Origin of the sequence: Alcanivorax sp. REN37 (assembly GCF_041102775.1) — a bacterium.
Taxonomy (GTDB): Bacteria; Pseudomonadota; Gammaproteobacteria; order Pseudomonadales; family Alcanivoracaceae; genus Isoalcanivorax; species Isoalcanivorax beigongshangi.
Map to the genome: position 1 here is coordinate 389,799 of NZ_JBGCUO010000001.1, position 22,940 is coordinate 412,738.

General features: G+C 60.5%; 14 protein-coding genes, 1 other RNA gene and 1 pseudogene. 9 read left to right on the plus strand and 7 right to left on the minus strand.

Annotated features, from left to right (window positions below; all coding sequences use genetic code 11):
• Window positions 1–90: 90 nt before the first annotated feature.
• The 4 genes and pseudogenes from AB5I84_RS01710 to ssrA form a co-directional block, all read right to left on the minus strand.
• Window positions 91–1,812, minus strand: a complete 1,722-nt coding sequence (locus tag AB5I84_RS01710; RefSeq protein ID WP_369454101.1) for a DEAD/DEAH box helicase — start codon at window positions 1,810–1,812, stop codon at window positions 91–93.
• Window positions 1,793–6,586, minus strand: a complete 4,794-nt coding sequence (locus AB5I84_RS01715) for a protein NO VEIN domain-containing protein (RefSeq protein WP_369454102.1) — start codon at window positions 6,584–6,586, stop codon at window positions 1,793–1,795. The genes AB5I84_RS01710 and AB5I84_RS01715 overlap by 20 nt, the downstream gene beginning before the upstream one ends.
• A gap of 50 nt (window positions 6,587–6,636) precedes the next feature.
• Window positions 6,637–7,793, minus strand: a pseudogene (locus tag AB5I84_RS01720) (IS3 family transposase).
• A 1,282-nt stretch (window positions 7,794–9,075) separates the two neighbouring features.
• Window positions 9,076–9,432: a transfer-messenger RNA gene (gene ssrA, locus AB5I84_RS01725) on the minus strand.
• A gap of 275 nt (window positions 9,433–9,707) precedes the next feature.
• On the opposite strand from ssrA, the gene AB5I84_RS01730 reads away from it, so the two are divergent.
• Window positions 9,708–9,986, plus strand: a complete 279-nt coding sequence (locus tag AB5I84_RS01730) for a hypothetical protein (RefSeq protein WP_369454103.1) — start codon at window positions 9,708–9,710, stop codon at window positions 9,984–9,986.
• Between the two features lie 93 nt (window positions 9,987–10,079).
• On the opposite strand, the gene smpB is transcribed toward AB5I84_RS01730, so the two are convergent.
• Entirely contained in the window at window positions 10,080–10,556 is a 477-nt protein-coding gene (gene smpB, locus AB5I84_RS01735; protein WP_369454104.1) for an SsrA-binding protein SmpB, read from the minus strand.
• A 92-nt stretch (window positions 10,557–10,648) separates the two neighbouring features.
• Here smpB and AB5I84_RS01740 point away from each other — a divergent pair, with 92 nt between their 5' ends.
• Window positions 10,649–12,187: a sodium-dependent transporter gene (locus AB5I84_RS01740; RefSeq protein WP_369454105.1), complete on the plus strand. Its 1,539-nt coding sequence runs from the start codon at window positions 10,649–10,651 to the stop codon at window positions 12,185–12,187.
• 319 nt (window positions 12,188–12,506) lie between these two features.
• Here AB5I84_RS01740 and AB5I84_RS01745 read toward each other — a convergent pair whose 3' ends face one another.
• Entirely contained in the window at window positions 12,507–12,860 is a 354-nt protein-coding gene (locus AB5I84_RS01745; protein WP_439650177.1) for an outer membrane protein assembly factor BamE, read from the minus strand.
• Between the two features lie 262 nt (window positions 12,861–13,122).
• Here AB5I84_RS01745 and fur point away from each other — a divergent pair, with 262 nt between their 5' ends.
• Entirely contained in the window at window positions 13,123–13,536 is a 414-nt protein-coding gene (fur, locus tag AB5I84_RS01750) for a ferric iron uptake transcriptional regulator (protein WP_369454107.1), read from the plus strand.
• 54 nt (window positions 13,537–13,590) lie between these two features.
• Here the strand turns inward: fur and recN are convergent, their stop codons facing one another.
• Window positions 13,591–15,261 carry a DNA repair protein RecN gene (gene recN / locus AB5I84_RS01755; protein ID WP_369454108.1) on the minus strand — a complete coding sequence of 557 codons (1,671 nt, stop codon included), beginning with the start codon at window positions 15,259–15,261 and terminating at the stop codon, window positions 13,591–13,593.
• A gap of 174 nt (window positions 15,262–15,435) precedes the next feature.
• Here recN and hrcA point away from each other — a divergent pair, with 174 nt between their 5' ends.
• The 6 genes from hrcA (at window position 15,436) to AB5I84_RS01785 (ending at window position 22,932) form a co-directional block, all read left to right on the plus strand.
• A complete protein-coding gene (hrcA, locus tag AB5I84_RS01760; protein ID WP_369454109.1) occupies window positions 15,436–16,479 on the plus strand; it encodes a heat-inducible transcriptional repressor HrcA in 1,044 nt (347 codons plus the stop codon).
• A 116-nt stretch (window positions 16,480–16,595) separates the two neighbouring features.
• Window positions 16,596–17,165 carry a nucleotide exchange factor GrpE gene (gene grpE / locus AB5I84_RS01765; protein WP_369454110.1) on the plus strand — a complete coding sequence of 190 codons (570 nt, stop codon included), beginning with the start codon at window positions 16,596–16,598 and terminating at the stop codon, window positions 17,163–17,165.
• A gap of 134 nt (window positions 17,166–17,299) precedes the next feature.
• Window positions 17,300–19,213, plus strand: coding sequence for a molecular chaperone DnaK (gene dnaK / locus AB5I84_RS01770; protein WP_369454111.1), 1,914 nt, complete (start codon window positions 17,300–17,302; stop codon window positions 19,211–19,213).
• A gap of 143 nt (window positions 19,214–19,356) precedes the next feature.
• Window positions 19,357–20,487, plus strand: a complete 1,131-nt coding sequence (dnaJ, locus tag AB5I84_RS01775) for a molecular chaperone DnaJ (protein ID WP_369454112.1) — start codon at window positions 19,357–19,359, stop codon at window positions 20,485–20,487.
• A 124-nt stretch (window positions 20,488–20,611) separates the two neighbouring features.
• Window positions 20,612–21,517, plus strand: a complete 906-nt coding sequence (locus AB5I84_RS01780; RefSeq protein WP_369454113.1) for a GNAT family N-acetyltransferase — start codon at window positions 20,612–20,614, stop codon at window positions 21,515–21,517.
• Entirely contained in the window at window positions 21,511–22,932 is a 1,422-nt protein-coding gene (locus AB5I84_RS01785; RefSeq protein ID WP_369454114.1) for a PIG-L family deacetylase, read from the plus strand. The genes AB5I84_RS01780 and AB5I84_RS01785 overlap by 7 nt, the downstream gene beginning before the upstream one ends.
• The last annotated feature ends 8 nt before the right edge of the window (window positions 22,933–22,940 follow it).

Sequence of the window (22,940 nt, forward strand, 5' to 3'; positions counted from 1 at the left end):
CAGTTCTGCCCCGGCCGGGTCACCAACCGAGCGCATCAGACAGGACGCCAGTTCGATTCCCGTTTGCGGAATTGAACCCGCGTCCGCAATTTAAGCAGTCGCACCCTCAAAGGCCGCGCAAGTAGCGGCTGTCCCGACAACGATCAGGAGCGATTTCGCCCTGCTCATGCCGACGTAGAGCAGTTCCTCGCTACGCGTCAAATCGATGGTGTCCAGACCCCAAAGAATCACAATCGGAGATTCGAGTCCTTTGAAGCGCTGAATCGTGTCGATCAGGACGGTGTTGTTGGCGCGAATGCCTTCCTCCAACCAGGTCGCGGGCTTCGGTAGGGGCAGTCGCCTTAAGGCCGCGTAGTAATCGGCTTTACGCAACGCGTCGGCAATCAATACAGTGATATCTCCTGCAGAAACTCCCTGGCGAGCGACGAGGTCAACGATCCGGGCATTGATCTTTGACGCCTGGGCATCACGCCCGGGCGACGCTTCGAACTGCACTTCGTCCCCTTCGATATCAGGAGGGCTGACCGGCACCCCCTTGTAGTGCTTGTACGCAGCCACATGAATCGGCGCGGTGTTCCTGCAGTTGTTTGTCAGCGTGAACGGCTCTTCGCGTATAGGGAAGGTGCCAGCGCGTGCGTAAATATTCTGGTTGTCATCGTAGAAGACGTATAGCGGGGCGCTTTCGTAGTCCGACAGCAGGAGCTCAAGCGGGACCCAGAACTCTTCACGGAAATCCTGGCCCTCGTCACAAATGATCGCGTCATAACGATCAGGAAGGACCTCCAGAGAATACGCAAATGCGTTGGGCAGCTGTACGTCGTAGAGATCCTTGCCGGGGTACGTCACCTTCGCCTCTGCAACAAGATCCCGGCCCGAGACGTGATTGGCTTTTTCGACCTGTCGATAGCAAAGCTGATGGAAACTCATTACGTCCAGGTTGCTCGTACCAGCGCACGTGCTCGACAAGTGATCGGCCAACTGCCTGTTGTAGCAAGTGAGCAATGTCTTGAAACCCTCTGAGGCGAGGCGGCGGGCCTTTTCAAGCGCCAAAACGGTCTTGCCTGTACCCGCACCACCGCTGACTGCGGCTCTTCGATGTGAGCGCAGGAAGTCAAGAACTCGCATCTGGTCTTTCGTGAGCACCAGTCTGCGTGCCTCCTGATCGGCAAGCCGCGACGCGACCAGCGGAGCGACCACAAAGGATCTCGCAAATACTTCGCGGACTACGTCGATTCCACGGCGACCTATCGGGGTGAAGCTTCCTGTGTCGTTGCCCCAGTAGGCAAAGGCCCCATCGATCCACGACTTCGGGTCTTGAAGAGACTTGGCGGAGCCAATCAAGGCTCCGGGCATGTCCGGTCGACTCAGTACATTGGTGTCACCCACGTCGGGAAAGAAGACTGTGTGGCCTCGAAGCACATTCCCGAGACCAAGGTCCCGCCAACGTGGGTGCTCGTTCAACTTTGAGCGAATCGAGTACTTGGCCTTTAGCGCCTGGCTAATCGGGTTGTTGATGGGGTGCTTCTGCTGATGGCGGTCTACAGAAAACCAATCACCGGTGCTCGCATCAAATCCGACGCCGCCGCCTTTTACTTCAATGCAGAGATAGCCGTGGTCGGGATGGCAAACCAGGAAGTCGGTTTCCCCATCCTTCGCTTGCTCTTCCTCTCGTCGCAGTATCCACCCGACCTGAAAAAAGACGACGTAATCCTGCGGAAGTTTGTCCCTCAGAGCCCGATATACCTTCGCCTCGGCCTGTGATGGCAGCTCATTGAGCTGCGCTTCAGAAAGCTCAGGAATCATTGTCGTCATCGGGATCTTCCAGAATACGCATGCGGTGCAAGTTCAAAGTCACATGGGGGGTCGCCTGCGACTTACCATCAAACAGGATCGTAAGCAGCTTGGTGTTGCCACGAGTGACCACATCTCGAATTTCTCCACACCCCATGTCCTGATGCTCTATCCGTGCGCCGGGGATGAATAGTGCGGAAGGGGCTGCTCGCTCTTCTGTTACCGCGTCCCGCCAGTTGCTGTCGAACATGAAGGCAGTAACTTGGCTTGCCGGGCTGCGAATGGGATGCACGCGAATGTGCTCGGGGTCAGAAACGAATTCGACGACATACAACCAGTAGCGGTCTCCGTAGTCTTGAGCATTGCTGAACTGGAGCCGTGATAGACCGACACCGGTTTGGTTCCACTCTCCATTGACGCCCTTCACTTCGATAAACCGGTCTTCGCCAGTAACGGGGTTGCGGCTGATGATGTCGTATCCAGGGTGGGTTTGCGCCATCTGTTCCGGCACGCGACCGCGCTCCTTTTCATAGGCGCATACCGCCTCGCGAGCCACAACCTCGACAGCCAATTTGTGCTCGGAGGGCTCGTCCTGATCGCCAGCGTCCGAAGACTCCTCTTGCCTTTGCCGAACATAGGAAAGCAGGCGTCGGTCCCATTGTTCCTTGTGCTTAGGGCGGGGTTTCTTCGCGCGTCGCTCGCCTGCGCCGGAGCCCTTGTTGCTGCTGCCGCCGCCAGTTTCCGAGCCATCGCGTCCAGTAACACCACGGCGTGGGCCGCCAGATTCCCCCTCACGCCCAGGTTGCTCTGTTGCCTCTCCTCCCGTTGAGGGCTCTGACGTATCGCGTTGCCGCTTTCCATGGGGGGTGCCAGGAGCGCCGTCGGTCTGTTCGCCAGAATCGTCGACGGAGGTAGATGGTGCCCCGGTTTCCTCGTGGTTGTCTGGCTCCGCTGTGCCGCCCATCTCATCGAGGTCCGGCGACGTCAGGTCCTCCGTGGTCCCGTTCCCAGGCTCTGCATCTAGGTAGGGAATACCAGCATCACTCAATTCGCGATGTGCTTCTTCTACCGACATCCCCATGAGGGGACGAACGCTTAACGTCAGCTTTGAAATTTCGCTGCCTGATTCCTCTGGCATCAGTTGGTGGAACAACGCATTGAGGACGTGCGCCCAACTCCGATCGCCCACTGGGCGGGCGAGAATCAAGCGCCCGTTCTCAATGTCGTAGAACGCCTGTGCCGGCGTTGGAGGTGCGAATGCCTGATCCCCTCCAACATGGACAGACGCCTGGATGCGGACAATGTCGTGGCTGACGGCCGTCAACGTCGAAAGAGCGCCACGAATTTTCTTCCTGACAGTTGTTGGTTTGTCATGAAGCAAACGGGCGAGGATGTCCATCCTGCCCATCAAGTTTTCGGCGAGCTGGGTTTCGTCGGCCTGCGGGCCATCGACGAATTCAAGGGCAACCTGCGCACTCTCACTCAACCGTCTGACACCGACTTCTTCCACGAATGGCCAAAGTTCAGGAACGGGCTTGCACAAGGCTTGGTCGAGTTCCCCGCCAAAGAATCCGGCATGCCACTCGCTATCCTGGAGCAAGACTTCGTCCGGATGAGTGAGCTGGCCCTGTAGGTTCAAGATGGCTGGAGCCTCCTGCAGACGCTGCAGGTCCGATGGTGTCAGCTCCTCATTTTCATGGGCGGTAGCAACGCTGGTCAGGCAGACGTCATAGACCGCGCGGTCTGGACCTGTCAGTGGCTTGGACTGCTCGAAGTATTCGCCAACGATATCGAGCAGAATGTCGACGAAATCCCGACCTTCCGGCGCATTCTTCACTCCAATTGCATCAAAAAGCGGCTTAAACGACTCGTAGTTTCCCGGAATGGTGTACGCGTAGCGTCCAAGTTGCTGTGGCACCCAGTACAGCTGGTTGGGACGGACGAATGTCTTCTGGCTTTCGACATAAATGCATCGCGAGCCAGCGAGAGTCGCAATGAGTGGATCTGATCGTTGTGCGCGCTCGTTCAACACCTGATACGTCGAGACATGGGGCTGCACGCCCGATGCGATGCAATGCTGCAAATGGTCGATTACCAGCCGAGTTTCCGGGTTGATGGAAATACCCAGTTCTTCCAGCAGCTCTGTTTTCAGGCGTACCGTGTTTCTGAAATCCAGAATATTGGCCTGAGAGCGGAATGCGTCGGCACGGTAAGGTGCGTACAGAGAGTCGGCTGTGTGCCACTCTTCCGTGTCCCCATCGGCAGGGAAACACGCCGCCTCTTGAAGGTCATCCAGGGCATCCTGAAAGGCCTTTTTCTCTTTCCATTCTTCGTAGTTGTCGCAGAGGACGTAAAAGGCCTCGCTACTTGCGCGCTTCGCATCTTCGCTTGGAAGGTATTTCTCGGCGATGAACAACATCCGATCGACAAGGTGCCTGGCAATCGGTGTTCGTCGGATGCCCAGGCTGTCGATGAACGTATGTACTGATCGCGTATTCGGAATGCGGCTGGCATCCAGCCAAAGGTGAAGCGCGTCTCCGAGAACCTTCACAAGGTCTTCAGCGCGGCGGTACGTGTTGACCGGGCGCGACCAGCCTCCATCCTGCGTAGGCACGATCGGAAGCGATCCCAGCAACCGACGGATGTCATCGTCGTTCACCAGCGTCGGGTGATTGGCGAGCTCGCTAATCAGTCGTGTGTACTTGCTTGCATCCAGCGGGCCGTCGTTATCAAAAAACGTCGGCAACACAGTCTGTACAAACGCCTCGATCGTTTGCGTCTGCACGCCCAGTTTGCTCGTCAGGAAATTTCTGGCCGATTCCGTGAGGACAGAGACGTCCAGCAAGTCGGCCTGGCCGGTGGGATCTGAGAAGTTACCCGGCAGAAGCGCTTGGGTGGCTTTGACGAGGCCGCGGCTTGATTGCCATATGGGAAGGCCGCGCAGTTGCTGATAAATCGTCTTCTCGACGGCGCTTTGGTGATCCAAATCAGCAAACAGCGAGTAGAGATCGCGCAGCTCCTTCGGTGCAACAGCGATGACATCCTCGACCGGTTCGGATTTGCATATCTCGCTGACGTGAGAAACCACTGCGCCGAGATGGAGCTGCTTTATCAGTCGGGTGATTTTCGGAAATCCTGCGAGCAGGCTGGAGGCAATCGCGAGTCTCGGCAGCAATGCCGCAATACGGCCTGCGTCCAGCCCGGCAGGCGCCGTGTAGGACTGATTGATTGTTACCGCGAAAAGATCCTCGGTGACGACAAAGGGCAACGCCAACAGTCGTTGCACCGCTGGATTCGTGCTGGGGTTGCTCGTCCCCGCATCTGGAAGAAGGTCGTTGATGATGCTCCAGAGAGGGCGGTGAAAATGTTCCAGTCTTTCCTGGTCGACTTCCGTTGCTCCCGCCACCTGTTTTGCCATTGCTGATTCCATCAGCACAACGAGCCGTTCAAGCGTCAGAATCGGCGCGCCCAACTGGTTCATCGCCGTTTGAAATGGTCGAAGTTCCTCGGCAACGAGTCTGCCGCCCACGTCAAGCAATGCCTTCGCCTGATGTTCATTCAGGTTAGTGCGAGGAATAAACACGCCACCGGGTTGCTGAAGGCTGCCGTCCTGTGCCTCCGCAATCTGTGCTTGTGTTGCGGTGACTTTCAGGCGTTCCCAGAACCGCTTGAAGCAAGCGGGGTATCCCGCCGGCTTGGAGGAGAGGTCGTATGCTCGACCGAGGATCTGCCACAACTGGACGGGAGCGAGCATTTTCAGCAGGCCTTCGGGGTCCCTGGCCAGCTCGGTGGCGGCGGCGTCGATTAGCATCTCATTCCACGCCTGCTCATGCTGATGTCCGGCGAAGATCACCGCTTTGCGATCAGACTCGGGGAAAAAGTCCGCGTTGAGGTGCAGGGGAAGCCCGGTGGACTGTTCGGTCGGCAAGAACGCGTAGAGCAGTCCCTCAGTCAGCGGTTCCGGATCAATTCGCAGTCCAATGCTGATGTTGGTGCTTCGATGAAGCGTCTCCAGCCGAGGGTGCGTCGCGTAGAGGCGCTGGGCCGCCTCCGCTGCGTCGGCGCGAAGAATGTGCCATTGCTCAACGTCACCGCTGGGCCTGAAACTGACTATGAGATCTGAGCCTTCGCTTCTGTCCAGATCGCAGGCCAGTAGGAGTTGGCCATTTCGGCGTATCTCAGCTTTCCGAACGTGGCGAAGAAACAGCAGGCTCTTACGAAGAACGGTCTGAAAATCCTCGGCTAGCTGATCGATGTGGGTGGGGCTGACGTGGGAGATTCCAAGCGCGAGCCGTGCCTCAGTGTTGGGATCGCTCGCCCAGGGCAGAAAGAAAGACGTTCTATCTGGCTCTTCGAATGCCTCGATGAACCATTGCCCCCGCTCGGGGTAAAGCGCCAGCTTGATGCCGGAAGAACGGATCTCGGGATGGTCCGTCACCTGATAGGTGGACACGAAGCCGATACCAAAGCGACCGATATTCTCGCCGCGCGACAACTTACCGCCGCTGCCGACATCCGTGATCCGGTGGTAGTCGCACTTGTAGTTGCCCTCGGAGAGAAAAGCGCACGGCTTGTTCAGATCTCCGCAATAGGTGAACTGGCCGCTGTTGCGCACAAGCAAGCCGTTGTCCGTGATGTCAAATACGACCTCCTCGGCTTTCGCGTCATCCGCATTTTGGATGAGCTCCAGCGCCATCACGTCGTAGCCCTGCAGCCCGGCCAAGTGGCTTCGGATGTTGCCAAGGAGGTTGGCGGTGTACGAACCCGTATTTTGATTGTGTGTTTTTTGATCCATGCCAGCCCTTATTTCCGCTCAATCGTTCGCCCACACTCCATGCGGGGGTTCTACCCCATTTCCACGGACGGTTTTAAAAGGTCTGTGAACTTCAAATTTTGTCGGGCGGCTCTACGACGTATTCGAGGATTATGAAACCGCTCGATGTAGTCGAACAAGTCCGCCCGGGCTTCGTCACGGGTTCGATATGACTGATGGGCAACGCGCTCCCTTTTCAGCTGACCGAAGAAGCCTTCACAGGCCGCGTTGTCGCCGCAATGGCCGACGGCGCTCATGCTGCAGATCAGCGTGTTTCGACTCAGAAAGCGTTGGTAGTCAGCACTTGTGAATTGGCTCCCGCGATCCGAATGCAGGATCACCGACCCGCTGCTCTGTCGTTGCCAGATCGCCATTTCCACCGCTCGGATCACCATCTGCCGATCCTGGCGGTGATGCATCGACCAACCCACCAGCAGCTTGTTGTACAAGTCGAGCACCACGCACAGGAAGAGTTTGCCTTCCTGGGTGGCAATTTCCGTGATGTCCGTAACCCACTTGCGCTCCGGTTCCTGTGCGGAAAAATCACGCTCCAGCAGGTTTTTAACACCGGCTGGACAGTCGCTGCTTGCCCGGCCAAAGCCGCGCCGTTTCCGGCGTGGCCAGCCTTGAATTCGCTCCGCCGCCATCAGGCGAGCGACGCGGTTCAGCCTGACTGTTTCGCCCTCGTCACGAAGATCCTCGTGCATGCGCGGCGCTCCAATCACGCCACGACTGTCTTCGTGAATCTCCCGAATGCGCTTCACCAGGCGCGCGTTGTCTTGAGCGCGGGGGCTTGGCTCGCGATCCTGCCAAGCGTAATAGCCACTGGCAGAAACCTTCAGGCAACGGCACATCAATCATACCGGGTACTCGTTGCGGCAGCGCTGGATCACCGTGTACCGCTCGATGCCCCCTTGGCAAAGTACGCTGCCGCGTCTTTTAAAAAATCACGTTCCTTGGTGACTCGGGCCAGCTCGCGCTTGAGGCGGGCGAGCTCCTCATCCCGCGGGATTCCTGTTCCAGGAAAGGCTGTCTCCAGTCCCGGCTGTGCTTCCCGAACCCAGCGACTTAGCAGGCTCGGAGCCACTCCGATCTCTTGGGCAATTTGGCGGCAACTGGCCTCTGAACGGCGAGCCAGATCAACGGCTTCCCGTTTGAATTCGGGACTGTATTTCTTGCGCTTGGACATGAACACTCCTTCTGCTCGATATGAGCTTACTTGAAAGTGTCCGTGCTAACGGGGGAGAACCCGAGCGAGGAATGGCCAGGAGAGAGTGGAATGTGGCCCGGAACGGCCAATTCGGGCGGCTGGCGAAGTCCGCAGGCTTCCGCAGGAACACCCAACAACACGCGGGAACTGGCGCAAATAGACAAGAAAAAGCCCCAACTGATAACAGTTGGGGCTTTAGTATTGGTGGAGCCGGCGGGAATCGAACCCCTTAAGACGCCTCTGTTTAAGCCTGGTGAGCCGTCAGTTATTGGAATAATGCGGGATTCACGTTTCATTGCGCCTCCTTAGATCTTGCTAGGCACGCTTCTGTTCGACACTTCGTCGACACGCGCCAGCTGGGCGCGCTGGGATGGCGGTGCCGAGGCACGAGGCATGCCGCGCAGCGGGCCCAGCTGGCTGTGCGCGGTGGTGGGAACCTCGGCGGAATCTAGCCAGAAAGACGTCCCTGTAACACGTCTTACAAGAAGAAAATAAAAAACAGATTATTTGATATAAATTCGAACGCTATCAATGTCTTGCACATATATATGCATATATATGCTGGGGCGCGTAAGATGTGACCGAACATATATACATGAACGTTGCGCGAGGCGGGCATGATCAAGCAGGACAAGTTGGCAATTAAGTTTGGAATGGCGTTCGGGTTCACGAGAGCTCAGGCCACGCAGCGATACCTAGGGATGTCCAGTCCGTTGAAGTCTGCAGCACGTGCAGCCGGCTTGGCATTCCAAAAGTGCGGGAATGATCTGAGTGAGTTCAGGAGAAAGCATCCTGACTTGCTGCTATGGGAGAAGCCGGCCGATGGTCAAGGCAAGGTTCGGAAGGAGCGGCCTGCCATTTTTTATCAAGACGAGCTCAGACGAAGCTCATGGCTCAGTGGCTGGGCGAGGGCATGTTCAAGCATGCCATCCCAACTGAGGGTTGTTTGAGGCTACCTGCATGTTCGTTTAAGCCCATCCCCGTCATCGTCGCCGGTCGCGCGGGCAAAGGGAGGTGCGCAGCCTTGGCTGCAAGGGCAGAAGCGCAGCGCCCCTTGCAGCCAAGGCTGCGTGCCTCACTGTCCGTAAGCGACTGGTGATGATGACGGGGATGGGCGGCCCCATCCCTTGATTCGGAGCTGTGAGCGGTTTTGCTCTGAATTTTTTGGCAATGCATCGACACTTCTTCGACACGGCAATAAAAAAGCGCAAGTGCCGACCAAGGAAACCCTTGCAAATCAGCATCTTGCGCTTTGTGCGTTTGGTGGAGCCGGCGGGAATCGAACCCGCGTCCATCAGCCATCCGCCTGCAGATCTACATGCTTAGCCTTCTCTATTGATTTAAGCCGCTGCGGCCCGAGGGGCAGGATGCAGAAGCCGAGTCCCTGAAGTTTTAGCGAGTTGGTGCGGGACGCACCGCATCGCGAGCCTGTGTAGCTTAGCCGATCGCGCTTCCCCACAGGCTGGGTCGCTTGATCGTAGGCAGGGTATTAGGCTGCCAGTGCGTAAGAATCGTCGTTTGCGATTACTTTAGGTTGTCACAAAGGATTTACGAGAATCGTGACCTTCTCGGCATGCACCACAGAGTTCAAAACCAATGTCGAAACCTGGTCGGCCCCGCAGTCGACCGAGTGTACACCAAACCGGCAGGCCGTGGGAAAAGGTTAAATCAGGGTCGTCTTCGTAAACTGTTCTAGCTCTTGTCTGACAATGTGACGGTGACAGCTTCCAATGGCATCGTTTTAGTGGATGATACCTTTCGTAACACAGGCGCACGCATTCGCTCGCGAAGTAACACTGGACCCTCTTCACCAAGGTCACCAGGTTGAGCACGGAGGCGCCAACCACCGCGACCCCCACCCTTCGGTGTCGGGCGCAACATGAGGATAGAGAGATGAAAACCACGCAATCTATGACCGCAACGTTGGATCGTGCCCTGGCTCCGATTGCCCGCATGCCGCTGTTGTACCGGGCTCTGGGTCTGCTGGTGACTGTGGCTGCCTACCTGGGTGGCTTAGCGCTGGTGCAGGCCGCAAGTGGCGATGCCCGCATGCCGATGGTGCTGTTCGGTGTGTTCTTCCTGCCGGCAGTGCTGCGCGCCTGGCTGATGCTGTACTGGGTGGTCCGCAAGGATCCGCGTGCAGTCGGTAGCGACCACGAAAAGCTGATCTAATGGGTGCCGGCCCCGCCGGCCCCACCCCCAACAATGAAAAACGGGCCCTTACCGCAAGGTAAGGGCCCGTTTTTCATGGGCGATGACCGGGGATCAGGACCGTTTGCGCATCAACCGCTGCTTCTGGCGGTTCCAGTCGCGGTCCTTCTCGGTGGCGCGCTTGTCGAAGTTCTGCTTGCCCTTGGCAAGCGCGATTTCGAGCTTAGCGCGGCCATTGCTCCAATAGAGGCTCAGCGGCACGCAAGTCATGCCCTGTTTCTGTACGCTGCCGAAGATGCGGCCCAACTCACGCTGGTTGAGCAACAGCTTGCGCAGCCGCAGTGGGTCAGCCTGCACGTGAGTGCTGGCACTGCCGAGCGGTTCGATGCGGCAGCCGAACAGCCACGCCTCTCCCCCCTTCAACGTGACATAGGCCTCGGAAAGGTTGCACTTGCCGCCGCGCAGCGATTTCACTTCCCAGCCTTCCAGCACCAGGCCCGCCTCGAAACGTTCTTCGAGGAAGTATTCGTGGCGCGCCTTGCGGTTGACTGCGATGTCGGCGGTACGACCGCCTTGCTTGGATGTGCTCATAGGCGGGCGATTATAGGGCAAGGTGTCAACTTGAGCACGTCAGATCATCTGGGGGACAATGCCGGCTTCGTCTTACAACGGGATAGATCACCATGGCAGACAGCAAGGCGCCGGCCCGCGTAGCCTGGACCACTCGCTCCGCGTTCATTTTGGCCGCGACCGGCTCGGCAGTGGGGCTCGGCAATATCTGGAAATTCCCTTATATGGCCGGGGCCAACGGCGGCGGTGCCTTCGTAGCGGTCTACCTGCTGTGCATCATCATGGTCGGTCTGCCGATCATGACCGCCGAAGTGATGCTTGGCCGACGTGGTGGCATGAGCCCGATCAGCTCGATGCGCAAGCTCGCGCGCGACAGTGGTGTCAGCAGTCGTTGGGCCTGGGTGGGTGGTCTGGGCGCCTTGTCGGGCTTCCTGTTGCTGACGTTTTATACCGTGATTGGCGGCTGGGTGCTGTTCTACATTGCCAAGATGGCGTCCGGCTCCTTGCAGGGCGCCACCACCGTCGAGGCGCAGCAGGCGTTGTCCGATCTGCTTGGCAACCCGTGGATGGTGCTGGCCGGTCATACCTTGTTCATGGTGATGACGCTGTGGGTGGTGGGACGCGGTATCCACAAAGGCATTGAGCGCAGTGCGCGGGTGCTGATGCCGATTCTGTTCGTACTGCTGATTGTTCTGTTCGGTTATGCCATGACCAGCCCGGGCTTCGGTGAAGCAGTGCGGTTCTTGTTCAGCTTCGATTTCAGCAAGATCTCCGGAAGCTCGGTCATTGCCGCGGTGGGGCACTCGTTCTTCACGCTCAGCATCGGGCTCGGCGCCATCATGGCATACGGCGCTTATATGCCGCGCGAAACCATCAACCCGCGCACCGGCAAGCGTACGCCGGTCTCCATCGGCAGCACCGTGCTGTTGGTGGGAGTGCTGGATACGGTGGTGGCACTGGTGGCGGGCTTGGTGATTTTCCCGGTGGTGTTCGCCCATGGGCTGGCGCCGGGAGAGGGGCCAGGGTTGTTGTTCGTCACGCTGCCGGTGGCGTTGTCTGATGTACTCGGTGGTATGTGGGTAGGCACCGCATTTTTTGTGTTGGTGCTGTGCGCCGCGTGGACATCGTCGATTTCCATCGCCGAGCCACCGGTTGCTTGGTTGACTGAAAAAGGCATCAGCCGTCCCAAAGCATCGTTGATGGTGGGAGCGGCGGCCTGGGTAGTGGGGCTGGGAACGGTGTTCTCGTTCAATCTTGGCAGCGGGTACACCCTGTTCGGGATGAACTTCTTCGAGCTGCTCGACTTCGTGTCGGTCAACATCATGCTGCCGCTGGGTGGCTTCTTGATCGCCATCTTTGCCGGTTGGGTGCTGAAAGAAACCCACGCCCGCAAAGAGCTGAACATGAAGAGCTTCGGTATTTACATGGTGTGGCGCGCCATGGTGCGCATCTTCTCGCCGTTGGCGTTGGTGTTGCTGGTGGTGTTTTCACTGTGGAAAGCGCTGGCGGGTGAGCCGGTGGCAGCGCCCGAACCGGAACTGGCGCCGGCCATCGAGCAGCCGGCTCTGGAGCAGCCGGAGGGTGAGGAGCTGCCGCCGCCGGATGTGCCGGCGGTGGACAGTGTCGGCGAGCTGTTGCCCGAGTCCGAGTGATGGGTGCTGATGCCCCGTGCTCTCGGTGAGGTTTGATGAGCTGCCGGCGGTGCGTTTCTCACTGTCGGCCGGCAGCACGGTGCAGGATTGTGGTGCAGGTGTGGGGGCAGGCGGCGAGTGATCCCATTAGCTATTCCGCGCAGCTTTCGATTGGCATCTTCAATGCGCGGTTGGTGCGGACCCAGCCCGCCCTGTGCTGCGGCGGGGGAGCGGGTGGAGTTGGTCGGCTACCGCATATCGATCCGCGCCAAAGGCGTCACCAACAGGCATAAAAAAGCCGGCGTTAGCCGGCTTTTCTGATGGTGCCCGAAGTCAACGCTCAGCGTGTCTGCACGCCGGGCTGCTGGCCAGGCCCGTCCGGGGACTGGGCCGGCGGTACGATAGGCTTGCGTTGATCCGGCTCGTCATCGGCCTGGGTGGTGTTGCGCTGCTGTTCGCGCAAGCGCCGGTCAAGCTCTCGGTCCTGCTGACCGCGCACCTTGCTGCGGAAGTCGTCGATGACTTCGCCTTCGTGGGAGGCGTACACGCCGTTGCTGAAATGGACCACGATGCGTTGCGACACTTTCTTGCCTTTGCCGGGTTGATACACCATCGGGTAGTACCAGGCGTTAGGCGTGAACGGGTCCAACAGGGTCGGTTGGCCGAGTACATAACGCACTTGTTCGGCGCTCATACCGGGCTCAAGCTGAGATAGCATGTCCTCGGTGACGAAGTTCCCTTGCGGGATGTCGATTCGGTAAACGCCCGGGAAGCGCAGGCTGCTGCAGCCGCTCGCGAGCAGTGTCACGCCGAGCAGCGAGCAGAGGACAATGGTGGAAAATCTGTAAGGTCTTTGCATCATTTTTGGTTTTCGCGTGACTTCGGGCGATAATACAGACTTGCCCTCGGGACACAAGGTTCCCGGTTCCCGCAGCCCCAGCCATGGAGATACGACGTTGGACAGTCATCAGGACTTGCGCCGAGCCGGCCTCAAAGTGACCCTGCCAAGGGTAAAGATTCTGCAGCAGCTGGAGAACGCCGCCGAACGGCACATGAGTGCCGAAGACATTTATAAGGCGTTGATGGATGCCGGCGAAGACGTGGGCTTGGCCACTGTCTACCGGGTTCTGACCCAGTTTGAGCAAGCAGGTATTGTGCTACGGCACAACTTTGAAGGCGGCTCGGCAGTGTTCGAACTGGCCGATGAAGGCCACCACGACCACATGGTATGTCTGGATACCGGGCGCGTGATCGAGTTCCTCGATCCGGTGATCGAGTCCCGCCAGCACATCATTGCCGAAGAGCACGGTTACGAGATCGTTGAGCACTCGCTGGTGTTGTACGTACGCCCCAAGCGCAAGCCCAAGTAAGCACCGGCCGATAAAAAAACCGCACCTTGGAGTGCGGTTTTTTTATGCCTGAGATCAGGGCTGAGCTTGGGACTTGGCTAGCATCTCTTCTGCATGGGCGAGGGTGGAGGGGGTGAGTTCCAGCCCGCCCACCATACGCGCCAGCTCCTGTACCCGCTGCTCAGTATCGAGAGATTGGATCTGGGTTTGAGTGCTGGTGCGGCTCTGCTGTTTGATCACGTGCCAATGGCGATGGCCGAGCGCGGCCACCTGCGGCTGGTGGGTGATGCACAGCACTTGGGCGTGCTGTCCGAGCTCGCGTAGCAGTCGACCGACAATCTCCGCCACACCGCCTCCCACGCCCACATCCACTTCGTCGAACACTAAGCTCGGTACCGTGAGCACCTTGGCGCACATTACTTGGATTGCCAAGCTGACCCGCGACAGCTCGCCACCGGAGGCGACTTTCGCCAGTGGGCGCAGTGGCTGGCCAGGGTTGGCACTGAACTGGAATTCCACTTGCTCCAGCCCGTCCGCTTGCGGTTCGGTGGCAGTCAGGCTCACTTCAAAGCGTGCGCCCTTGATGCCGAGGTCGTGCAGGTAGCGCTCGATGCCTCGGCCCATGGCCGGTGCTTGCTTGCGGCGCTGGGTGCTGAGTTTGCGGGCGCTGTCTTGATAGCGCTTTTCCGCCGCCGCCTCGCTGGCTTCCAGTTGTGCCAGATGATCGTCGAAGTGGGTCAGCGTGTGGGCTTCGTCCTGCAGCGAGCGGTGCCGCTCCGGCAACTCCTCCGGGCGCACGCGGTGCTTGCGGGCCAGGGCGTAAACGTTGGACAGCCGCTCTTCAGTGGCAGCCAATCGCTCGGGGTCCACGTCAAGGCGATCCAAATAATGGCGCAGGTCGTCTGCGGCGGCCTCCACCTGCAGCCGTGCGGACTCGACGCTGGCGACGACGTCATTCAACGATGGATCGTCCTCGGCGGCATCGCCAAGCCAGCCTAAGGCCTGGCTGAGGTGATCGTTGATGGTGTGTTCATCCTGCTCGTACAGCAACGCCAGTGATTGCTGACAAAGCCGGATCAGAGATTCGGCGTGGCCCAATCGTTTGTGTTCGGCTTCCAGCTCGGCCAATTCGCCTTCCGCCAGTGCCAGCGCGTCCAATTCTTCCAGTTGAAAGCGCACTAGCTCGATGCGGTCGTGCTGCTCGCGGGACTGGTCGCGGGCACTGGTCAGTGCTTGGCGGGCTTGTTGCCATTGCTGCCACTGGCTGCGGGTCCGGTCGGCCGCGTTGTCGGCGCCGGCGAAACTGTCCAGCAACGCCCGCTGCGCATCGCGGCGCAGCAACGCCTGGTGCTCGTGCTGACTGTGGATGTTGATTAGCAGATCGCCCAGCTCGCGGATGTCGTTGAGCGGCATGGTGCTGCCATTGATCCAGGCCCGTGAGCGCCCGTCCGGGCGCAGGGTGCGCCGCAGTTGCACCTCGTCGCCCTGGTCCAGTTCGCGTTCTTCCAGCCACGCGCGCACCGCCGGCAACTGGCGCACATCGAATGTCGCCTGCACCTGTGCCCGTTCGGCCCCGGCGCGGATCACGGTGCTGTCGGCCCGCTCTCCCAGCGCGAGGCTCAGCGCGTCCATCAACACTGATTTGCCGGCGCCAGTTTCGCCGGTGATCACGGTCAGTCCTGCGGCTGGTTCCAGCTCCAGCTGCTCCACGGTGGCAATGTTGTGCACGCTGAGGTGAGTGAGCATGGTGTCTCTCTGCGGTAGAATGCGCGGCATCAGGCGATGCGGTTTACTGGCCATAAAGCCAGTGTTGTGCATGATAAGGAAACCGCCGAGCCTTGGTAAGCCCCCGCCGTCCGGTGGGGGCCCGCTGCCGTTACTGACGGCAATGCTCTGGATAAACGTGGAATTGTGTCGTTGATGGTTGAGTTGACCGAGCGCAAGCAGCGCCTGTTGATGGCGCTGGTGGAGCGCCATATTCGCGATGGCCAGCCGGTGGCATCGCGGGCGCTGGCCGAGTCCGGTGCCCTCAAAGCGAGTCCGGCCACCATTCGCAATGTGATGGCGGAGCTGGAAGACCTAGGCGTGTTGGCCAGTCCGCACACCTCCGCCGGGCGCGTGCCGACCGATCTCGGCTACCGCCTGTACGTGGACGCGCTGTTGCGTGCTGCGCCCTCGGTAGCGTCCCATACGCAAGCGCTACGCCATGAGCTTGAGCAGCTGATCCCGCTCGACCAGTCACCGAAAGAGTTGGTGCAGCGTGCTTCGCGCGCGCTGGCTGAGCTGACCCGCATGGCCGGGCTGGTGGTGGTGCCGCGCCGCGACGTGGCGACCCTCCGGCAGGTGGAGTTTCTGCCGCTGTCTGACCGCCGGGTGTTGGTGGTGCTGGTGGTGAACCGTGCCGAAGTGCAAAACCGGGTGATCCACACCGACCGCGATTATTCCGATACCGAGCTCAAGCAAGCCTCCAATTACATCAACCGCACCTACGGCGGCTGCAATTTGGACCAGATCTGCGATGGCTTGTTGAGCACCCTGCGCGCAGACAAGGCGCAGATGGATGCCCTGATGCAAACCGCCGTGGACGTGGCTGCCAAGGCACTCACCGGCGATGAAGCCGAAGGCGACTATGTGGTATCCGGCGAAGCCAACCTGCTGGGGCTGGCGCAGGCCGACAACCTCGATCGCATGCGCGATTTGTTCGAGGCATTTACCCACAAGCGCGACATCCTGCACCTGTTGGAGCGCAGTAAGCGTGCTGATGGTGTGCAGATTTTCATTGGTAGCGAAGCTGGGCATCAGGCGTTTGATGAGGTGTCGATGGTCGCGGCACCGTACCAGGTCAATGCCATGACCGTCGGCGTGCTGGCGGTGGTTGGGCCCACGCGCATGGATTACGAGCGCGTGATTCCCACCGTCGACATCACCGCCCGCATCCTCTCTGCCACCCTTGGCAAGCTCTGATCCGGCGCGTCATCGACCCAGCGTCTCTTGAATCCGCGCGAACGAACCCTATATCGTTGCCACCTTTGTCTGGATGGGGCGGGCCCGTGCTGTCCGCCCGCAGTGTGGAGTAGGTCATGAGTGAACAGGAAAAAGCACCGGCGGCAGACGTCGATGTGCCGCTGAACGACGGCGCCGATACCGCCGCAGAGCCCACCGCCGCCACTGACGGCCACGACGGCGAGCGCGCCGCACTGGAAGCCGAGCTGGCCCAGGTGCGCAAGGCGCTGGCCGAAGCCGATGTGCGTGCGCAGGCGGAAATCCAGAACATGCGCCGGCGGGTGGAGCGTGATGTGGCCAACGCCCACAAGTTCGCGCTGGAGAAATTCGCCGGTGAGCTGATTTCAGTTGCCGACACGCTGGAGCGTGGCCTGTCGGCGCTGGACGCTGACAATGAGGCGCTGTCAGTGGCCCGTGAAGGCACCGAGCTGACGCTCAAGCAGCTGCTCGACGTATTTGGACGCTTCCAAATCGTGCAGATCGACCCGCAGGGCGAACAGTTCAATCCGGAGCAGCACGAAGCGATGGCGATGGTGCCGGTGCCCGGCAAAGCCGCCAACGCGGTGGTTGAAGTGCTGGAGAAGGGCTACAGCCTCAGCGGTCGCCTGATCCGTCCGGCGCGGGTGGTGGTGGCGAAGGGCGAATGAGCGCCGGCGGCCCTTGAAAGCGCCGCGCCGACCACCATATAGCGTGCCAGTGACATTCTAATTGCGTTGTACACCATTCAGCTGTGCCAGATTGCCTTCGGGGATCGCCACGGCGTGTAAGGAGAGAAATAGACATGGCTAAGATCATCGGCATTGACCTCGGTACCACCAACTCCTGCGTGGCGGTGCTGGAAGGCGATAAAGTCAAAGTCATCGAGAACAGCGAAGGCGGTCGCACCACGCCGTCGATCATCGCTTATACCGATGAAGAAACCCTGGTCGGCCAGGCGGCCAAACGTCAGGCCGTGACCAACCCGACCAATACCTTGTTCGCGGTGAAGCGTCTGATTGGCCGTCGCTTCACCGACGACGTGGTGCAGAAAGACATCGGCATGGTGCCCTACAAAATCACCCAAGCCGACAACGGCGACGCCTGGGTGGAGGTGAAGGGCGACAAGCTGGCACCGCCGCAGATCTCTGCGCAGGTGCTGATGAAAATGAAGAAAACCGCCGAAGATTACCTCGGTGAGAAAGTGACCGAGGCGGTGGTCACGGTGCCGGCCTACTTCAACGACGCCCAGCGTCAGGCCACCAAAGACGCTGGCCGCATTGCCGGTCTTGATGTCAAACGCATCATCAACGAGCCGACCGCGGCGGCCCTGGCCTACGGCCTGGACAAGAAAGGCGGCGAGCGCACCATCGCGGTGTATGACCTCGGTGGCGGTACCTTCGACGTGTCGATCATTGAAATCGCGGAAATCGACGGCGAGCACCAGTTCGAAGTGTTGGCCACCAACGGCGACACCTTCCTCGGTGGTGAGGACTTCGACTTGGCGCTGATCAACTTCCTCGCTGATGAGTTCAAGAAAGACACCGGCATCACCCTGAGCGGCGATCCGCTGGCGATGCAGCGCCTGAAGGAAGCGGCCGAAAAAGCCAAGATTGAACTGTCTTCCGGCGAGCACACCGAAGTGAACCTGCCTTACATCACCGCCGATGCCACCGGTCCCAAGCACTTGGTGGTGAAAGTGACCCGCGCCAAGCTGGAGTCGCTGGTGGAAGGTCTGGTGGCGCGCTCATTGGAGCCGTGCCGCACCGCGTTGGCGGATGCTGGCCTGAAACCGGCCGACATCACCGACGTGATTCTGGTCGGTGGCCAGACCCGCATGCCGATGGTGCAGAAGCAGGTGGCAGAGTTCTTCGGCAAAGAGCCGCGCAAGGACGTGAACCCGGACGAAGCGGTGGCAATGGGCGCGGCGATTCAGGGTGCGGTGCTGTCTGGTGACGTCACCGACGTGCTGTTGCTGGATGTGACCCCGCTGACGCTGGGTATCGAAACCATGGGCGGTGTGATGACGTCGATCATCGAGAAGAACACCACCATCCCGACTAAGGCATCGCAGGTGTTCTCCACCGCCGATGACAATCAGTCTGCTGTGACCGTTCATGTGCTGCAGGGCGAGCGCAAACAAGCGGCTCAGAACAAGTCGCTGGGCCAGTTCAACCTGGAAGGCATCCCCGCTGCCGCACGCGGCGTGCCGCAGATTGAAGTGACTTTTGATATCGACGCCAACGGTATTTTGCAGGTGAGCGCGAAGGACAAGGCCACCGGTAAGGAACAGTCGATCCAGATCAAGGCTTCTTCTGGTCTGAGCGACGAAGAAGTCGAGCAAATGGTGCGCGATGCCGAAACCCACGCCGACGAAGACAAGAAATTCGAAGAGCTGGTACAGGCCCGCAACCAAGGCGACCATCTGATCCACGCGACCCGCAAGACCCTCGAAGAGGCCGGCGACAAGGCCACCGACGAGGAGAAGGGCGCCATTAACCAAGCCATCGAAGGTTTGGAAGCGGTGCTCAAGGGCAGCGACAAAGACGCCATCGAAAGCGCCACCAAAGCGCTGTCCGATGCCTCTGGCAGCCTGGCTCAGCGCCTTTACGCTGAAGCAGCTCAGCAGCAGCCGGGCGCGGAACCGGAAGGCGGCAACGCCGGCCAGGATGACGTGGTCGATGCCGAGTTCGAAGAAGTGAAAGACGACAAGAAATAAGTCGTCGTGGTTGCACCCACGCCAAGGACGCCGGGCTTTGCCCGGCGTCCTGCGTGACGGGCGCGACGATCGGGGAGCCTGGCTCCCGTGCCGGTAAAGTGCATTCGGGTTGACCTCCGGGTGCTTAGTGGAAGGCCAGAACCATGTCAAAACGGGACTACTATGAAGTGCTCGGCGTGGCCAAAGACGCCGACGCCCAGGACATCAAAAAAGCCTACCGTCGGTTGGCCATGAAATATCACCCTGACCGCAACCAGGGCAACGCCGACGCTGAAGAGCAATTCAAAGAGGTCAAAGAGGCCTACGAAGTGCTGTCCGATGACGACAAGCGCGCGGCCTACGACCGCTTTGGGCACGACGGCGTCAACGCCCAGGGCGGCTTTGGCGGTGGTGGCGGTGCCGGTGGCGCCGGGTTCGGCGACATCTTTGGCGATATTTTTGGCGACATTTTTGGTGGCGGCGGTGGCGGCCGTCGGCGTGGCCCCGCTCGTGGCGCGGACCTGCGCTACACGCTGGAACTGACGCTGGAGCAGGCCGTCCGCGGCACCGAAGAAAAAATTCGCGTGCCGACCTGGACCAGCTGTGAACAGTGCAACGGCAGCGGCGCCCGCAACGGCGAAGCGCCGGTGACCTGTCAGACCTGTGGCGGCGTCGGCCAAGTGCGCATGCAGCAAGGGTTCTTCACCGTGCAGCAGGCGTGCCCGACCTGCCATGGCAGTGGCCAGACCATCAAGAATCCCTGTGGCGGCTGCCACGGCCAAGGCCGCGTGCAGACCACCAAAACGCTGTCCGTGAAGATCCCGGCCGGTGTCGATACCGGTGACCGCATCCGCTTGGCGGGTGAGGGCGAAGCCGGTGCCCACGGTGCGCCGTCCGGCGATCTGTACGTGCAGATTTCGGTGCGTGACCACGATATCTTCACCCGCGATGGCAATGACCTGTACTGCGAAGTGCCGGTGTCGTTTGTCGACGCCACATTGGGCGGCGAGTTGGAAGTGCCGACCCTGAATGGTCGTGTGAAGCTGAAAGTGCCGGCGGAAACTCAGACTGGGAAAATGTTCCGCCTGCGCGGCAAAGGCGTCACCTCGGTACGCGGCGGTGGCCCCGGCGACCTGCTGTGTCGGGTGGTGGTGGAAACGCCGGTGAGCTTGACCGGCGAGCAGAAAGACCTGTTGCGTCAGTTCCAAGACTCGCTCACCAAGGGTGGCAAGCGTCACAACCCTCGCAACAGTAGCTGGTTCGAAGGCGTTAAACGCTTCTTCGACGGCCTCTGACCTGACCCTGCGGACGCCTCGGCGTCCGCAGTCTTTTGCGCGCCTTTCCCGGCGTTGCGCCACTTTGCTACAGTGGCCGCACTTTGATCCCCGGCCCAGATCGGGCCCTGTACGGAATCCGAACATGCTGACCTTGCTGAGTGCCTACCGCGAACACGGCTGGCATGCGGTGGATGCTGCCACCTATGAACAGCTGTGGAACCAATACGGCGGCAGTGTGGCCACGCATCCGGAGTTCGTCGCGCGTCTGTCCGCGCTGGCGAAAGCGCCGGTGCGCTACTTGGCGTGCGGGCCGGCCGCTGCGCCCACCGGTGCGGTGGCGGTCTGGGGTCGCCACTTGGCGTTGTCGCGCAAGCTGCTCAAGCGCTGGAATAAGCGCGATTTGTTCGACCTCGGTAATGCCGAAATCATTCTGCCGATGGCCGCCGAGACACGCGTGGCATTGCGCCACCGCGGCCAGTTCCTCGGTGCGCCGCGCATCGAAGCCCTCACTGACGCACGTCCGCAAGCGGACGATCTGGCGCTGGCCCGTGAGCCAGAGGAATACAGCCGTAAGTTCCGCTACAACCAGCGCCGCGAATGGCGCTTGCTGGAAGAGTCCGGCGGCGTGCTGACGCCGGTGCAGGAGCTATCGCCGGCGCAATTGGCGGAAATTTACCGCGATTTGTTCCAGCGCCGCTGGGGGTTCGCTGCCGCCGGTGCGCCGCATTTGGAGCAGGTGTTCACGCTGCTGCGTGAGTGGATGGTGGGCTCAGTGATGTTCCGCGATGGCGCGCCGGTGGCGATTCAGATTCTGTACCGGGTGGAATCGCCGCAGTGGGTCAGCGTGGAATACATCAACGGCGGCGTGGATCCGGAGCAGAAGGACTTCAGCCCCGGCAGCGTACTCAGTTTCCTCAATACCCAGGCCGAGTGGGACTATGCCCGCAGTCAGGGCAAAGCGCTGCGCTATTCCTTCGGCCGCTTCGACCAAGAATACAAAGAGCGCTGGTGCCACCGGGTGCCGGCCTATGAGGTGGGCCGATGGTAGTGTCGCGCAAGCAGGCGCTGCTGGCCCGACACCGTCGCCGCAAGCGGCTACTACTGTACAGCGCACTACTTGTGTTGGTGGCGGTGGGTCTCAGTGCCGGGCCCTGGTGGGCGGTGCTGGGCTTGCTGCTGCTGTGGGTGGCCCATGAAGCGTGGTTGGCGGATCACCTGTTCTATGCACCGGACAGCGATTACCGCTATGACTTTCCGGCCTCGGCCTGGCGTGCGGACGCGGTATTGGAGCACGGTCGCTTGCGGCTCACCGGCGCGCTGCCAGACGACATCAACACCCTGTTCTTGGCCGTGACTGTCACCGGCCGTGGTCTGGGGCGGTTGCGGGAGCCGGCGGTGCTGGTCGGCAGCGATGATGTACAGGCGTTCGAGCGCGGTGCCGCCGGGCGCCGCTACCTCAACCTGTCCGCCCATTTGCCGGCGCTGCGCGGTGACGGCTTGGCGTTGCGCGGTCGACACCTGCGCCTGCAAGGGCCGTTCGAGCTGATCGGTTTTGCCGAAGCAGATTGCAGCCAGCAACCGCTGATGATTCTTGCCCCGCATGCTGATGACGCCGAGCTGGCCGCGTTTGGGCTGTACCAGCGCGCGGCGGCGGCCACGCTGGTGACCTTGACCCAAGGCGAAATCGAGGCCGGTGATTTTCAGCGCCTCGGGCTGTCACCAGCACAGGCCGCGATCTTAAAAGGCCGACTGCGCAGCTGGGACAGCCTCGCCATCCCACTGTGGGGTGGGGTGCCGGCGGCGCGCTGCTGGCAGCTGGGTTATTACTGCCTGCAGCTGCCGGCGATGGCCGCTGCTCCGGACCAGCCGCAGGGCTCGCGTGAGTCCGGTGAGTGCGATATCCGCAGCGTGCGCCGGCACAATCCGGCGGCGCTCCCCGGCGACCAAGATGGCGCTCCCACCTGGCGCAACTTGGTGGCGGATTTGGCGGCACTGATTGAGCGTGAGCGCCCGCATACCGTGGTGACGCCCCACCCGGAGCTAGACCCACATCCGGATCACATCTTCACCACGCGTGCGTTGGAAGAGGCGCTGGCCAACACCGCATGGCAGCCGCAGCAATGGCTGCTGTATGCCAACCACCTGCATGACAATGACCGCTGGCCAATGGGCCCGGCCGGTGCCAGCGTACCGCTGCCGCCAGCGCTGGAGCCCCTGCCGGCGGACCCGCTTTGGAGTCCGGGGCTGTCGGCGGCGGCGCAGTGCGACAAGGCAATGGCGCTGCGCATGCAGCACGATCTGCAAACACCGCTGTCAGCCAAGATCCGGCTGCGGCGGGCCATTCAGAGACGGCTCACCGGGCGACAGTGGCCGCTCAGCGGTGAGGACGAGTTCTTCCGCAAGGCGGTACGGCGCCAAGAACTGTTCTGGGTACGGCGTTGGCGCGGACGCGCCGAGGAATGAGCGACTGC